Source organism: uncultured Sphingomonas sp., from assembly GCF_934560975.1.
Classification (GTDB): domain Bacteria; phylum Pseudomonadota; class Alphaproteobacteria; order Sphingomonadales; family Sphingomonadaceae; genus Sphingomonas_I.
The window spans coordinates 88,430-102,212 of sequence record NZ_CAKTFO010000001.1 but is presented as its reverse complement, the minus strand read 5'-3'; the positions used below and the strand labels follow the sequence as shown (position 1 = coordinate 102,212).

At 67.8% G+C, this 13,783-nt stretch carries 14 protein-coding genes and 1 tRNA gene; 13 read left to right on the top strand and 2 right to left on the bottom strand.

Annotation, left to right across the window (positions count from 1 at the left end):
• The first annotated feature begins 80 nt into the window (after nt 1–80).
• The gene (locus tag Q0D93_RS00400) at nt 81–1,454 is read left to right on the top strand and encodes an FAD/NAD(P)-binding protein (RefSeq protein WP_294389762.1); all 1,374 of its coding nucleotides are present in this window, start codon (nt 81–83) and stop codon (nt 1,452–1,454) included.
• Between the two features lie 65 nt (nt 1,455–1,519).
• Here the strand turns inward: Q0D93_RS00400 and Q0D93_RS00395 are convergent.
• A tRNA-Pro gene (locus Q0D93_RS00395) sits at nt 1,520–1,596 on the bottom strand.
• Nucleotides 1,597–1,741: 145 nt separating this feature from the next.
• On the opposite strand from Q0D93_RS00395, the gene yajC reads away from it, so the two are divergent.
• The 5 genes from yajC (at nt 1,742) to recN (ending at nt 7,236) form a co-directional block, all read left to right on the top strand.
• Nucleotides 1,742–2,080 (top strand): preprotein translocase subunit YajC, encoded by a 339-nt coding sequence (gene yajC, locus Q0D93_RS00390; protein ID WP_294389760.1) that lies wholly within the window; start codon nt 1,742–1,744, stop codon nt 2,078–2,080.
• Nucleotides 2,081–2,087: 7 nt separating this feature from the next.
• Entirely contained in the window at nt 2,088–3,686 is a 1,599-nt protein-coding gene (gene secD, locus Q0D93_RS00385; protein ID WP_294389758.1) for a protein translocase subunit SecD, read from the top strand.
• 12 nt (nt 3,687–3,698) lie between these two features.
• A complete protein-coding gene (gene secF, locus Q0D93_RS00380; protein ID WP_294389757.1) occupies nt 3,699–4,658 on the top strand; it encodes a protein translocase subunit SecF in 960 nt (319 codons plus the stop codon).
• A 67-nt stretch (nt 4,659–4,725) separates the two neighbouring features.
• Complete coding sequence (locus Q0D93_RS00375) at nt 4,726–5,523, top strand: outer membrane protein assembly factor BamD (protein WP_294389754.1); 798 nt, start codon at nt 4,726–4,728, stop codon at nt 5,521–5,523.
• A 51-nt stretch (nt 5,524–5,574) separates the two neighbouring features.
• A complete protein-coding gene (gene recN, locus Q0D93_RS00370; RefSeq protein ID WP_294389751.1) occupies nt 5,575–7,236 on the top strand; it encodes a DNA repair protein RecN in 1,662 nt (553 codons plus the stop codon).
• Nucleotides 7,237–7,778: 542 nt separating this feature from the next.
• On the opposite strand, the gene rpmG is transcribed toward recN, so the two are convergent.
• Nucleotides 7,779–7,946: a 50S ribosomal protein L33 gene (rpmG, locus tag Q0D93_RS00365; RefSeq protein ID WP_294389749.1), complete on the bottom strand. Its 168-nt coding sequence runs from the start codon at nt 7,944–7,946 to the stop codon at nt 7,779–7,781.
• Between the two features lie 205 nt (nt 7,947–8,151).
• Here rpmG and Q0D93_RS00360 point away from each other — a divergent pair, with 205 nt between their 5' ends.
• The 7 genes from Q0D93_RS00360 (at nt 8,152) to kdsA (ending at nt 13,765) form a co-directional block, all read left to right on the top strand.
• Nucleotides 8,152–8,460: a hypothetical protein gene (locus Q0D93_RS00360; protein ID WP_294389746.1), complete on the top strand. Its 309-nt coding sequence runs from the start codon at nt 8,152–8,154 to the stop codon at nt 8,458–8,460.
• A gap of 112 nt (nt 8,461–8,572) precedes the next feature.
• Nucleotides 8,573–9,073 (top strand): DNA starvation/stationary phase protection protein, encoded by a 501-nt coding sequence (locus Q0D93_RS00355; protein WP_294389744.1) that lies wholly within the window; start codon nt 8,573–8,575, stop codon nt 9,071–9,073.
• Between the two features lie 61 nt (nt 9,074–9,134).
• Entirely contained in the window at nt 9,135–9,308 is a 174-nt protein-coding gene (locus tag Q0D93_RS00350; RefSeq protein WP_294389741.1) for a DUF1328 family protein, read from the top strand.
• Between the two features lie 68 nt (nt 9,309–9,376).
• Entirely contained in the window at nt 9,377–10,987 is a 1,611-nt protein-coding gene (locus Q0D93_RS00345; protein ID WP_294389738.1) for a cisplatin damage response ATP-dependent DNA ligase, read from the top strand.
• A 102-nt stretch (nt 10,988–11,089) separates the two neighbouring features.
• On the top strand, nt 11,090–12,115 hold the full coding sequence (locus tag Q0D93_RS00340) for a KpsF/GutQ family sugar-phosphate isomerase (RefSeq protein ID WP_294389736.1): 1,026 nt from the start codon (nt 11,090–11,092) through the stop codon (nt 12,113–12,115).
• Complete coding sequence (locus Q0D93_RS00335; RefSeq protein ID WP_294389733.1) at nt 12,112–12,906, top strand: manno-octulosonate cytidylyltransferase; 795 nt, start codon at nt 12,112–12,114, stop codon at nt 12,904–12,906. Before Q0D93_RS00340 ends, Q0D93_RS00335 begins: the two co-directional genes overlap by 4 nt.
• A gap of 4 nt (nt 12,907–12,910) precedes the next feature.
• Nucleotides 12,911–13,765: a 3-deoxy-8-phosphooctulonate synthase gene (gene kdsA / locus Q0D93_RS00330; RefSeq protein WP_294389731.1), complete on the top strand. Its 855-nt coding sequence runs from the start codon at nt 12,911–12,913 to the stop codon at nt 13,763–13,765.
• Nucleotides 13,766–13,783: the final 18 nt, after the last annotated feature.

Here is a 13,783-nt window from a genome sequence, read left to right as displayed (position 1 = left end):
GCGCGCGGAGCCTAGAAGATCCCAATGCCCCTGTCATTTGCACGATCGCCCGCTTCCGCGATAACCGGCAGGGCGGCACGATGAGCCATCCGGCGGCTCCGAAAGTAAGCGAGGTCGCGATCGTCGGCGCGGGCTTTTCGGGCACGTTGCAGGCGATCAACCTGATCCGCCATGACGGGCCGCGCGCGATCCTGATCGAACAACGGGCGCAATTGGCGCGCGGCGTCGCTTATTCGACCGTGCATCCCGAGCATCTGCTCAACGTGCGCGCCGGCAACATGAGCGCCCTGCCCGACGACCCCGACCATTTTGTCCGCTGGCTGGCGGCCGAGGGCGCGGGCGGGCGCCAGGGTTTTGCCCGGCGTGCCGATTACGGGCGTTACCTGGTGCAACTGCTGCACGACGCCCGTCAGGCCCACCCCGACCGCTTGCGGGTGGTGGTGGACCGGGCCGACGACATCGCCGCCGACGGCGATGGGGTGCGGATCGGGCTGGCGAGCGGTGGGCGAATCGCGGCTGATGTGGCGGTGCTGGCGCTCGGCAACCTGCCGCCCAACGATCCGCCGGGCTTCGGCGGCGGCGACCTGCCGGCCGAAATCTATGCCGCCGACCCTTGGAGCGGGGACGTGGTGCGGGGACTCGAAAGCCACGACACGGTGGTGACGATCGGCACCGGGCTGACGATGGTGGACGTGGCGCTGCTGCTCGAGTCGCGCGGCTCTACGGGCAGGATGATCGCGCTGTCACGGCGTGGCCTGGCGCCCCGCGCCCATGCCGACGGCACCGCGCCGGCGGGCGGATTGGCGGAGCGGCCGACCCAGACCGGGGCCGCGCTGCTGCGATCGGTGCGGCGACGCGCGGCGGCGATCGGCTGGCGGGCCGCGGTGGACGAGCTGCGCCCGCACACGCAGGGCATGTGGCTCACCGCGCCCGAGGAGGAGCAGCGCCGGTTCCTGCGCCACCTGCGCCCGTGGTGGGACGTGCACCGTCACCGGCTAGCGCCCGAAGTGGCGGCGCGACTCGCGCGGATGCAGGCGGACGGGCGGCTCAGGATCGTCGCGGGCAAGATCGCCGGGTGGACACGGGCGGGGAACGGCATCGACCTGTCCTGGCGGACGCGCGGCGGCGAGACGGTGGAGCGCGCACATGTCCGGCGGGTGATCAACTGCACCGGCACGCAGGGCGACGTGACCCGCACGCACGAGCCGCTGCTGCGCAACCTGCTCCGGCGCGGGCTGATCCGCCCCGACGCGCGGATGCTGGGGATAGAGGTGACGTCGCAGGCGGAGACGGTGGATGCGGAGGGCCGGCCCAATCCGCGCCTGCTGGCGCTGGGCCCGATGACGCGCGGGGCGTTCTGGGAAATCGTCGCCGTGCCCGACATCCGCGTGCAGACCTGGGCGGTAGCGCGCAAGCTGGCCAATGCCCATTGGGTCGGCGGCGAAGGGCTGTAGGCGAAGGACGGTTCCGCGCCAAGGCGGAGTCCGACCGACCCCAACGAGTTCCGTTTGGGGTCGGCTGGTCGGGGCGACAGGATTCGAACCTGCGACCCCCAGACCCCCAGTCTGATGCGCTACCAGGCTGCGCTACGCCCCGACCAAGGTCCGCGCCACTAGAGCGCCTTTTGCCGCTTGGCAAGCGTGCCATTGCCCGTGCCTGTCGCCCGTGATAGGCGCCCGGCCTTCATGGCGCGGCCTTTTCCGGCCCGCGCGCCCCTCGTTTCCCGGAACGCCAGAGACAGATGTTCGCCTCCCCCGCTTTCGCCCAGGCCGCCGGTGCAGCACCGCAAGGCGGCGCAGGATCCCTGTTGACGCTGGCGATTCCGTGGATCCTGATCCTCGGCGTATTCTACATGCTGCTGTGGCGTCCGCAGCAGCGCGCGCAAAAGGCGCATCGCGCCCGCATCGACGCCGCCAAGAAAGGCGACACCGTGGTGACGGGCGGCGGCCTGGTCGGCAAGGTGATACGGGTGGACGGGGATGAAGTGGAGCTGGAGCTTGGCCCCAACGTCCGCGTCCGCGCGCTCAAGGCTACGCTGAGCGACGTCCGCGTCGCCGGCGGCAAGCCCGCCAACGACTGATCGCCCGATGCTCGATTTCCCGCGCTGGAAAGTCTTGTGGATCTGGGGGCTGCTCGCCCTCGGCGTCCTGTTCGCCCTGCCCAGCCTGATGCCGGAAAGCACGGCGCAGAGGCTGCACCTCGGCGGGTTTCCGCGGATCAACCTGGGCCTGGATCTGTCGGGCGGCAGCCACCTGCTGCTGGAAGCGGACACCGCCGATTTGAGCCGCCAGAACCTCCAGAAGATGGAGGATACGGTCCGTACCGAGATGCGGCGCGGCTCGCCGCGGGTGGCGATCGGCGACATCTCGACCTCGGGCGGGCGACTGTCCTTTTTCGTCCGCGACGTGACGCAGCTGGACGCGGCGGTGGAGCGGCTGCGCACGCTGACCCAGCCGAGCGGCCTGTCGGGCCAGCGCGACTGGAATGTGCAGGTGGTCGATTCCACCCGCATCGTGATGACGCCGACCCAGGCCGGCCTTGCCGCCGCAACCGAAAATGCGATGAACGTCGCGACAGAGGTGGTGCGCAAGCGCATCGACGAACTCGGTACGCGCGAACCCACCATCGTCCGCGAAGGCCAGTCGCGCATCCTGGTGCAGGTCCCCGGCCTGCAGGATCCCGCCGCGCTGAAGCAGCTGATCGGCAAAACCGCCAAGCTGGAATTCAAGCTGGTCGCGGTGGATGCCGATCCGACCCAGGTCGCGCAGGGCCATGCGCCCGCCGGAACGCAGATCGTACCCTATCCCGACAATCCCGGCGGCATTCCCGTGATGGCGGTGCAGCGGCGCGCGGTGATTTCCGGCGACGACCTGATCGACGCGCAGCTGACCCATGACGAAAATCAGCGCCCGGCCGTGTCGATCAAGTTCAACACGGCGGGCGGCCGCAAGTTTGCGCGGGTGACGCAGGAAAATACCGGCAAGCCCTTTGCCATGATCCTGGACAACAGCATCCTGTCGGCGCCCAACATCAACGAGCCGATCCTGGGCGGCAATGCGATCATCAACGGCAATTTCACGGTCGACAGCGCCAACCAGCTCGCCATCGCGCTGCGTTCGGGCAAGCTGCCGGTCGCGCTGAAGGTGATCGAGGAGCGCACGGTGGGCCCGCAGCTTGGCGCCGATTCGATCCGCGCCGGCGTGGTCGCCTCCGTCATCGCCAGCGTTGCGGTGATCGTGTTCATGCTGGTCACCTATGGCCGGTTCGGCGTTTATGCGAACCTGGCGGTGGTGCTGAACATCTTCGTCATCCTGGCGGTGATGGCGGGGCTGAACGCCACCCTGACCCTGCCGGGCATTGCCGGTTTTGTGCTGACCATCGGCACGGCGGTGGACGCCAACGTGCTGATCAACGAACGCATCCGCGAAGAACGGCGGCGCGGACGCGGCGTCGTCCAGTCGGTGGAGCTCGGCTACAAGGAAGCGAGCCGCACCATCTTCGAGGCGAACACCGTGCACGCCATTTCCGGCCTGATCATGCTCGCGCTCGGCTCCGGCCCGGTCAAGGGCTTCGCCGTGGTGCTGCTGATCGGCATCGCCACCAGCGTGTTCACCGCCGTCACCTTCACCCGCATGCTCGTCGCCGGCTGGCTGAAACGCCACCGTCCGACCGAACTCCACATCTGACGGGCACCAGCCATGCGCCTCCTCAAGCTTGTTCCCGACAACACCAATATCGGCTTCGTCCGCCTGCGTTACTGGGCGTTCGGGCTGACCGCCTTGCTGACCGTCGCCGCGTGCGCGCTGATCGGTTTACGCGGCCTCAATCTCGGCGTCGATTTCGTCGGTGGCGTGATGATCGAGGCTAAGTTCGCAACGCCGCCATCTCTTGACCGTCTCCGCACCGAGGTTGATGCCTTTGGCGTTGGCGAAGCAAGTCTTCAAACGTTCGGTGCACCGAATGTAGTTCTCATTCGGCTTCCCCTGCCCGCAGAGACGGATGAAGGCGCCACAAACCGTCTTGTGAGCAAGGTTCAGGGCAACCTGCGCACCAAGTATTCAGGCGTGGTGTTTAATCGCGCCGAAACAGTCACGGGCAAGGTTTCCGATGAGCTTCTTTGGCGGGGCGGACTAGCTGTCCTCCTCGCCATCCTGGGCATCGCGGTCTTTTCGTGGCTGCGTTACGAATGGCAATTCGGCGTGTCGACGTTCGTTGCGGTGGCGCACGACCTCATCATGACGTTGGGCTTTTTCGCCATCACGCAGCTTGAGGTGGATCTCAACATTGTTGCGGCGGTGCTGACCGTGGTCGGCTATTCGATCAACGACAAGATCGTGATCGACGACCGCATCCGCGAGAATATGCGGAAATATCGCACCATGGACATGCGCGCGCTGATCGATCTCTCGGTCAACGAGACGCTGCCGCGCACGGTGATGACCTCCATCACCATCCTGCTGGCGCTGGGCGCGTTGCTGATCTTCGGCGGTCCGGTGCTGCGCGGCTTCACGGCGGCGATGATGCTGGGCGTGATCGTCGGCACCTACAGCTCGATCTACGTGTCGAGTTCGCTGCTCATCAGCCTCGGTCTGACGCCGCAGCTGGCCGAGCGCAAGCGCCCGAGCGGCCCCGCCTCCAACGCCGAACGGGTGGGGTGATGCCGCCATGTTCGCTCTGCCGCATCTCCCTTTTCGCGCTTCCGGCGCTCGGCTAAGGCGCTTGCCCATGCGTCGTTTCACGTCCCGCCTGGCGCTTGCCGCCCTGGTCCTGGCCCTTCCCCTCGCCGGTTGCGCGAGCGACAGTGCGTCCAAGCGGCGCGGCAACGAAAGCAACCGCTACGTCGCGCGCGACGTGGACACGCTCTACAATGCCGCCAAGGATCAGCTCGACCGGCGCAACTACAAGGTCGCGGCGGCCCTGTTCGACGAAGTCGAGCGTCAGCATCCTTATTCGCCCTGGGCGCGCCGCGCGCAGTTGATGAGTGCATTCTCGCACTATCTGGCGCGCAGTTACCCGGATTCGATCCAGAGCGCGCAGCGTTTCCTGGCGATCCACCCGGGCAACAAGGACGCGCCCTACGCGCTCTACCTGATCGCCGTCGATTATTACGAGCAGATCGGCGACGTGAACCGCGACCAGAAGATCAGCCAGCAGGCGCTGGACGCGATGGGCGAGCTGATCCGGCGCTACCCGGACAGCAGCTTTGCCGCCGACGCCCGGCTGAAGGTCGACCTGATCAACGATCACCTGGCCGGCAAGGAAATGCAGATCGGCCGCTTCTATCAGCGGCGCAACGACTGGCTGGCCTCCGTCATCCGCTTCCGCCGGGTGATCGACAATTACCAGACCACCAGCCACGTGCCCGAGGCGCTGATGCGGCTGGTGGAAAGCTATCTGGAACTGGGCGTGCAGGACGAGGCGCGCAAGACGGCTGCGGTGCTGGGGGCCAATTACCCGGGCACCGACTGGTACGAGCATGCTTACCAGCTGATCCAGAACCATGGCGGCCCGAAGAAGAGCTAAGTCGCGCGGAACCCCCTGCCCTCGCGCGAATAGCTTGCTATCTATAGGGCGATGCTGACCAGTCTCGCCATTCGCGACATCGTTCTGATCGAGGCCCTGGATCTGGAATTCGGTCCGGGCCTGGGCGCCCTGACCGGGGAGACCGGGGCGGGCAAGTCGATCCTGCTCGATGCCCTGGGGCTCGCGCTCGGCATGCGCGCCGACGCCGGATTGGTCCGGCAGGGCGCGCAGCAGGCGGGCATCACCGCCAGTTTCGACATACCGGGCGACCATCCGGCCCTGGCCCTGCTGGCGGACGGCGGGCTGGAGGTGGAGCCGGGCGAGCCGCTGGTGATCCGCCGGTCGCTGCGGGCTGATGGCGGCAGCCGTGCCTTCGTCAACAGCCAGCCGGCATCGGCGGGCCTGCTGCGTACGCTGGGCGCGACCCTGATCGAGGTGCATGGCCAACATGACGATCGCGGGCTGCTGAACCGACAGGGGCATCGCGCGCTGCTGGATGTGTTCGGCCGCATCGACACGCGGCCGACAGCTACCGCTTATGCCCGCTGGCGGGAGGCGGAGCAGGCGCATGACACCGCGCTGAGCGACCTCCAGAATGCCGCGCGGGATCGGGAATGGCTGGACCATGCGGTGCAGGAACTGACCGCCGCCGCCGCCGAGCCGGGCGAGGAGGCGACTTTGGCCGAGGCGCGCGCCACCATGCAGAAAGGCGCCAAGCTGGCCGACGAGCTGGAAACGGCGGCCGTCCTGCTGGAAGGATCGGACGGCGGCCTGGCCCTGCTCCGCCAGGCGGCGCGGCGGATCGATCGGCTGGCGGGCGAGCATGAGGCGCTGGCGCTGGCGCTGGAGGCGATCGACCGCGCGGTGATCGAGGCATCCGACGCCGAGGAACGGCTGGGGGACGCACGCGCCGCCTTTGCCTTCGATCCGGCGCGGTTGGAGGCGATGGAGACGCGCCTGTTCGACCTGCGCGCGCTTGCCCGCAAGCATCGGGTGGAGCCGGACCAACTGGCCGCATTGACGGACGAGCTGGCCGCCCGGTTGGCGCGGATCGAGGCGGGCGGTGACGGCATCGCCACGCTGGAGCGTGCCGCGCGCGAGGCGCAGGCGACCTATGTCGCGGCGGCGAAGGTGCTGGCGGAGAAGCGGCGGGCAGCGGCGAAGCGGCTGGATGCCGCCGTCGCGACCGAGTTGAAGCCGTTGCGGCTGGATGCCGCGCGCTTCCGCACCACGATCGAGAGCCTGCCGCAGAGCGGCTGGAGCGCGGCCGGGCAGGATCGGGTGGAGTTCGAGATCTCGACCAATCCCGGCGCGCCCTTCGCCCCGCTCGCCAAGATCGCCAGCGGCGGCGAATTGTCGCGCTTCATCCTGGCGCTCAAGGTCGCGCTGGCGGAGGAAGGCGGCGCGGGCACGATGATCTTCGACGAAGTGGATCGCGGCGTCGGCGGCGCGGTGGCGGCGGCGATCGGCGAGCGGCTGGCGCGGCTGGCCACGCGCGCGCAGATCCTGGTGGTGACGCACAGCCCGCAGGTGGCGGCGCGCGCCGATCGCCACTGGCTGATCCAGAAACGGTCGGACGGCATCGTCGCGCGAACGGGCGTGCACATGCTGGACCCCGGCGAACGGCGCGAGGAGATTGCGCGCATGTTGTCGGGCGCGGAGGTGACGGACGAGGCGCGGGCGCAGGCGCAGCGGCTGCTGGCGGCGGCTTAGCGCCGGTCTGGCGGGGGTGAATGCGCCTGCGTCCAGAAGGAGCCCTCAACCACAAGCAACGCTGTTTGCCGCCTGGGCTTCGCCCCCCGCCGGAGCATGAGAGTGCGCGGATGTCAGCCCTGATGTGCTTGTGCAGGGCAAGGGCGTGTGCAGGGCAAGGGCGTGTGCAGCGATTTGGCCGCTGCCCTCGCGGGGGATGGTTTGGCGAAGGAGGCCCTTGCCTCCGCGCAGCAGGAGCCCCGAGCTTGAGGCAAGACCATTGCGGCGCCTGGGCTCCGGTCTTCGCCGGACCGCAAGGGTGCGTGCACGCCCGCCGGGGCACCGGGGCGGAGCGGGCAATCAAGTGGAATGAGGCGTGTGCAGCCGGTTTGCTGGCTGCCCTCCCCCGCGCGTAGAGTGGAGTGGTCGCGCCCGTTTCGGCTTGCACAGCGCCGCGCATGTTCACCCTTGCGACCGCCGCGGCAATACGGGCAAGAAAAAGGGCGACCGAAGCCGCCCCTTCGTGGCCGTGACCGGCCCCTTGATCGATCCGCCGGGGCGGATTACTTGATCTTGGCTTCCTTGAAATCGACATGCTTGCGCACGACGGGATCGTACTTGCGGAAGGACATCTTCTCGGTCTGGTTCCGGGGATTCTTCTTGGTGACGTAGAAGAAGCCGGTATCGGCCGAGCTGACGAGCTTGATCTTGACGGTGGTCGGCTTGGCCATGACCCGAAATCCTGCTTATCTGGACGACGGCCTGGTCGGCACGCCAAAAAATAAAGCGGCGTCGCCGCCGCTCTCACGCAGCGGGCTTTGCCGCCACTACAGGCCGGAGTCAAGCCGTCCGTGCAACCTCCCTGTCTTAATCCGCGGCTAAGCATCGGCCCCGCAGCATCTTCCCGGACCGTTCATAGAGTCGGAGACAGGATCAATGGAGCTGAACACGGCGCAAGCGAATCTGCAGCAGGCGGTGGCGGCACTGGCACGCGACCTGCCCCAATTGGATACGCAGGATGCCTGTGCCCGCATCGCATGGTTGCGGCGCGAGGCGATGCTGGAGGGCTTCACGCCCGCGGTGGTGATGGCGGACGGGCTGGCCGATGCGTTGAAGCGCGATCGTCGCCGCACGCCGGTGGCGGCCTGGCTGGATGCGCTGACGCTGGCCGCCGGGTGTGGCCGGGGTACACCGGACACCGCGCCTGCCCTGCTCGCCAGCGTGGGCGTTCGTTACGCCGCCTGAACGAGCCGGCAGATCAGGGTGATCGGGATTATCGGGCGGACGCCATGCCACCATTTCGGCCATGAATGGTTTGATCCCCGATTCCCAACCCAAAAGGCGGAGGCCTACCCTTATGGCAGACACGGCTGCACCCAAGCTTGCGACCCCGACCGACCTGCAGTCCAATGCGGTGTCCAGCGTCGCGGACGCGCTCAATTCGTCGCTGGCGGATTGCTATGCGCTGTACCTGAAGACCAAGAATTTCCACTGGCACGTGTCCGGCCCGCACTTTCGCGACTATCACCTGCTGCTCGACGATCAGGCGGCGCAGATCCTGGGCGTGACCGACGCCATTGCCGAGCGCGTGCGCAAGACCGGCGGCGTCACCCTGCGTTCGATCGGCGACATCGCCCGTCGCCAGACCATCAGCGACAACGATGCCGAGTTCGTCGAGGCCGGCCAGATGCTGGCCGAACTGCGCGACGACAATCTGAAGCTGGTGGAAAGCTTCCGCCGCGTGAAGGACCTTGCGGAAGAGGCCAAGGACAATGCCACCAGCGGCATCGTCGACGAATGGACCGACCAGGCCGAGGAGCGCGCCTGGTTCCTGTTCGAGGCAAGCCGCAAGGCATAAACCCCGTGGCGGAACGCGTCGGCTTGCGCGTGGTTGACCGATCCGAAAGGAGACCATTTCCATGCTCAAGCTGGCGCTTATCTTCCTGGTGGTCGGGCTGGTGCTCGGCGCGCTGGGGTTCGGCGGGATCGGCGGCGCGTTCGTCGGCATCGCCAAGATTCTGTTCTTTATCGCCGTCGCCCTGTTCGTGATCTTCCTGATACTGGCGCTGATCGCCGGACGGGCGGTCACCTGATCGGACCACGGCATCGTGATGCGACAAGGGGGGCGGCACCATGTGCCGCCCTTTTTCGTTACGGGCACATGCGTGACTTTTCCCAATTGCTCGACCGGCTGGTCTACACCCGGTCACGCAATGCCAAGCTGAAGCTGATCGAGGATTATCTGCGCGGGACGCCCGACCCCGATCGCGGCTGGGCGATGGCGGCGCTGACGGGCACGCTGGACCTGCCGGGGGTCAAGCCGGCCGCAATTCGCGGCCTGATCGAGGAACGGGTCGATCCCGTATTGTTCGGGATGAGCCGCGATTTCGTGGGCGACCTGGCGGAAACGACCGCGCTGCTCTGGCCCAAGCCGCCGGGCATCCCGGCGGAGGTGGACAGCGGTGCGCTGCGGCTGTCGGCGGTGATCGAACGGTTGACCACGCTGGGGCGGGCCGATGCGCCGCGCGCGTTGGCCGAGATGCTGGACCAGCTGGATGCGTCCGGCCGCTATGCCCTGCTGAAGCTGGCGACGGGCGAGTTGCGGGTGGGCGTGTCGGCGCGACTGGCCAAGACGGCGCTGGCGCAGGCGTTCGGCCTCGACGTCGACCAGGTGGAGGAGGTGTGGCACGGCCTGCGCCCGCCGTACCTGCCCCTGTTCCAGTGGGGCGAGGGCACGGGTGCCCGGCCGACGCCGGCCGACGTGCCGGTGTTCCGCCCGTTCATGCTGGCCCACCCGCTGGAGGAGCTGCGCGTCGACCTGGCCGATTATGCGGCCGAGTGGAAATGGGACGGGATCCGGGTGCAATTGGTCCGCACCGGCGACCAGACCCGGCTCTACAGCCGCGCGGGCGACGACATCACCGCCACCTTCCCCGACGTGGCGGCCGCGTTCCAGACGGACGGCGTGCTGGACGGCGAGCTGCTGGTCAAGGGCGAGACGCAGGGCGGCGGGATCGAGCATGAGGGCGCGGCCAGCTTCAACGCCCTCCAGCAGCGGCTCGGCCGCAAGAACGTCTCGGCCAGGATGCAGGCCGACTATCCGGCGTTCGTCCGACTGTATGACATACTGTTCGACGGCGCGGAGGACCTGCGGCCGCTCGGCTGGGCGGAACGGCGCGGGCGGCTGGAGGCGTTCGTGGCGCGGCTCGACCCGGAGCGGTTCGACCTGTCGGCTGTGATCGAGGCTGCCGACTTCGACGCGCTGGAGGAGATACGCGCGGGCGCGCGCGATGCCGCGATCGAGGGCATGATGCTGAAGCGGCGCGACAGCCCCTATGTCACTGGGCGGCGCACCGGCCTCTGGTACAAATGGAAGCGCGATCCGCTCACCGCCGACTGCGTGGTGATGTATGCGCAGCGCGGGCATGGCCGGCGATCCAGCTATTATTCCGACTATACGTTCGGCTGTTGGACCGCACCTCCGGAAGAAGGGGGCGAGTTGCTGCCGGTCGGCAAGGCCTATTCCGGCATCACCGACGAGGAGTTGCGCTGGATCGACAAATTCGTGCGCACCCGCACCGTGCAGCGGTTCGGCCCGGTGCGCGAGGTGGAAAAGAGCCTGGTGCTGGAAATCGCCTTTGATTCGATCCATGCGTCCAGCCGACACAAATCGGGCGTCGCCATGCGCTTCCCGCGCATCGCCCGCATCCGCCGGGACAAGCCCGCGGCGGAGGCGGATCACATCGCTACATTGCGGCGACTGGTGACCTGATCGCGGCGGTCCGGCGCATCACAGCACAAAAATGTGATAGGGCGATGAACCTATTGGCGATTGAAGCATTGATCACCGCTTGAGCGGCAGAGATCGCATGTGATGACAATCAAGACAGGGACGAAAATGGGGGCAGCGGAACTTTCGCGCCAGCCGGTAACACCGGATGCAGCCGACATCATGGCAGTCGGGCGGGAGGTGATCACCGCCGAGGCCGCGTCGTTGCAGGTGCTCGCCGGCGCGCTGGGCCAGACGTTTGCGGACGCGGTCGCCACCATCCTGGCGCTGCGCGGCCGGGTGATCATGACCGGCATCGGCAAGTCCGGGCATATCGCGCGCAAGGTCGCGGCGACGCTTGCTTCCACCGGCACGCCGTCCATCTACGTCCACCCGGCCGAGGCGGCGCATGGCGACCTGGGCATGCTGATGGCGGGCGACGGGCTGATGGTGCTGTCCAATTCCGGACAGACCGCCGAATTGCAGCCGATCCTGGCCCATGCCTGCCGCCTGAACCTGCCCGTGATCGGCGTGGCCGGGCGGGAGGATTGCCTGGTGATGCGCCACGCCGACGTGAAGCTGGTGCTGCCGGCGGTGGACGAAGCCTGCCCCGCCAATTTGGCGCCGACCACCTCCACCGCGATGATGATGGCGCTGGGCGATGCGCTGGCGATGACGGCAATGCGCGCGCGCGGCGTGTCGCGCGCGGGCTTCGAGGAATTGCACCCCGGCGGCACGATCGGCCGGCGCCTGATGCGGGTCGCCGCGATCATGCATCGCGGCACGTCGATGCCGCTGGTGGCGGCCGACACGCTGATGCGCGACGTGATCGTCACCATGACCGCGCGCAGCTTCGGCATTGCGGGCGTGGTGGATGCCGATGGCGCGCTGATCGGCGTGATCACGGACGGCGACCTTCGCCGCCACCTGGACGGATTGATGGACACGATCGCGGCCGACGTGATGACGTGCGACCCGGTGTGGGTGGCGCCCGGCTGCCTGGTCGAGGATGCGCTGGAAATCCTGAACCAGCACAAGATCACCGCCATGTTCGCGGTGGAGGATCCCCATGCCCGCTATCCCGTGGGCCTGGTGCATGTGCATGATTTCCTGCGGCTGGGCCTTGCATGAGGACGGCGATCGTCGTTCCCGCCCGCTACGCGTCCACCCGCTATCCCGGTAAGCCGCTGGTCCCGCTCAAGGGGCCGGACGGAACGTCCAAATCCCTGATCCAGCGCAGTTGGGAAGCCGCCGTCGCCGTGGAGGGCATCGATCGGGTGGTGGTCGCCACCGACGATCCGCGCATCGCCGATGCCGTGCGCGCGTTCGGCGGAGAGGTGGAAATGACGCCGTCCGAATGCCGCAACGGCACCGAACGCTGCGCGGCGGTCGGCGGGATCGATGACTGCGACATCATCGTCAACCTCCAGGGGGACGCACCGCTGACACCCGCTTATTATGTGGCCGATCTGGTGACCGCGATGCAGGCCGATCCATCGATCCAGGTCGCGACCCCCGCCTTGCGCGCCACCCCCGACATCCACCGCCGCCTGCTGGCCGACCAGCAGGCCGGGCGGGTCGGCGGCACCACCGCCGTGGTCGCGCGCAACGGGGACGCGCTGTATTTCTCCAAGGCGGTGATCCCGCACGTACCCGCCGACAAGATCGGCCATGCCGACGCGCCGGTGTTCCTGCATGTCGGTGTCTATGCCTATCGCCGCGCGGCGCTGGACGCCTATGGCGACATGCATGTAGGCCGGTTGGAGACGCTGGAGGGGCTGGAGCAGCTGCGCTTCCTGGAACATGGGATACCGGTACGGCTGGTCGAGGTGCCCGCGCCCGACTATGACCTGTGGGAACTCAACAATCCGGAGGATGTTGCGCCGATCGAGGCGGCCTTGGCGCGTCGCGGCGTGAACTGATCACATGCCCAGACAGACCCTGCTTTGCGGCCGGCCCGTCGGCCCCGACCAGCCCCTGTTCCTGATCGCCGGCCCGTGCGTGATCGAATCCGAAGCAATGGCGCTGTCGGTGGCGGAGACGCTGCGCGGCATTGCCGATCGGCTCGGACTGTTCCTGATCTACAAGAGCTCGTTCGACAAGGCGAACCGCAGCTCCGGCAAGTCGTTTCGCGGGCCAGGGATGGAAGAAGGCCTGCGCATCCTGGCCAAGGTACGCGCCGAAACCGGCCTGCCGGTGCTGACCGACGTCCATGACGTGCCGCAGGTCGCACCCGTGGCGGCGGTGGTGGACGTGCTGCAGACGCCGGCATTCCTGGCGCGCCAGACCGACCTGATCGAGGCGGTCGCCACGTCGGGCAAGCCGGTCAACATCAAGAAGGGCCAGTTCATGGCGCCCGGTGACATGAAGAATGTCACCGACAAGGCCTTCGCCGCCGCCGCCGAGGCGGGCATTGCCGGCCCTGCCTTTCTGGTGGCGGACCGGGGCGTGTCGTTCGGTTACAACAATCTCGTCTCCGACATGCGCGGCCTCGCCGTCATGCGCGAGACGGGATGCCCGGTGGTGTTCGACGCGACTCACTCGGTGCAGTTGCCAGGCGGACAGGGCACCAGTTCGGGCGGGCAGCGCGAATTCGTGCCGGTGCTGGCGCGCGCCGCCGTGGCGGTCGGCATTTCCGGCCTGTTCATGGAAACCCATCCCGACCCCGCCAACGCGATGTCGGACGGGCCCAACGCCTGGCCGCTCGACCGGCTGGAGCGGCTGGTCGGCGGGTTGCTGGAGATCGACACGCTGGTGAAGAGCCGCAACGGCTTCGAGTAAGACCGCTCGCCGCGCCCG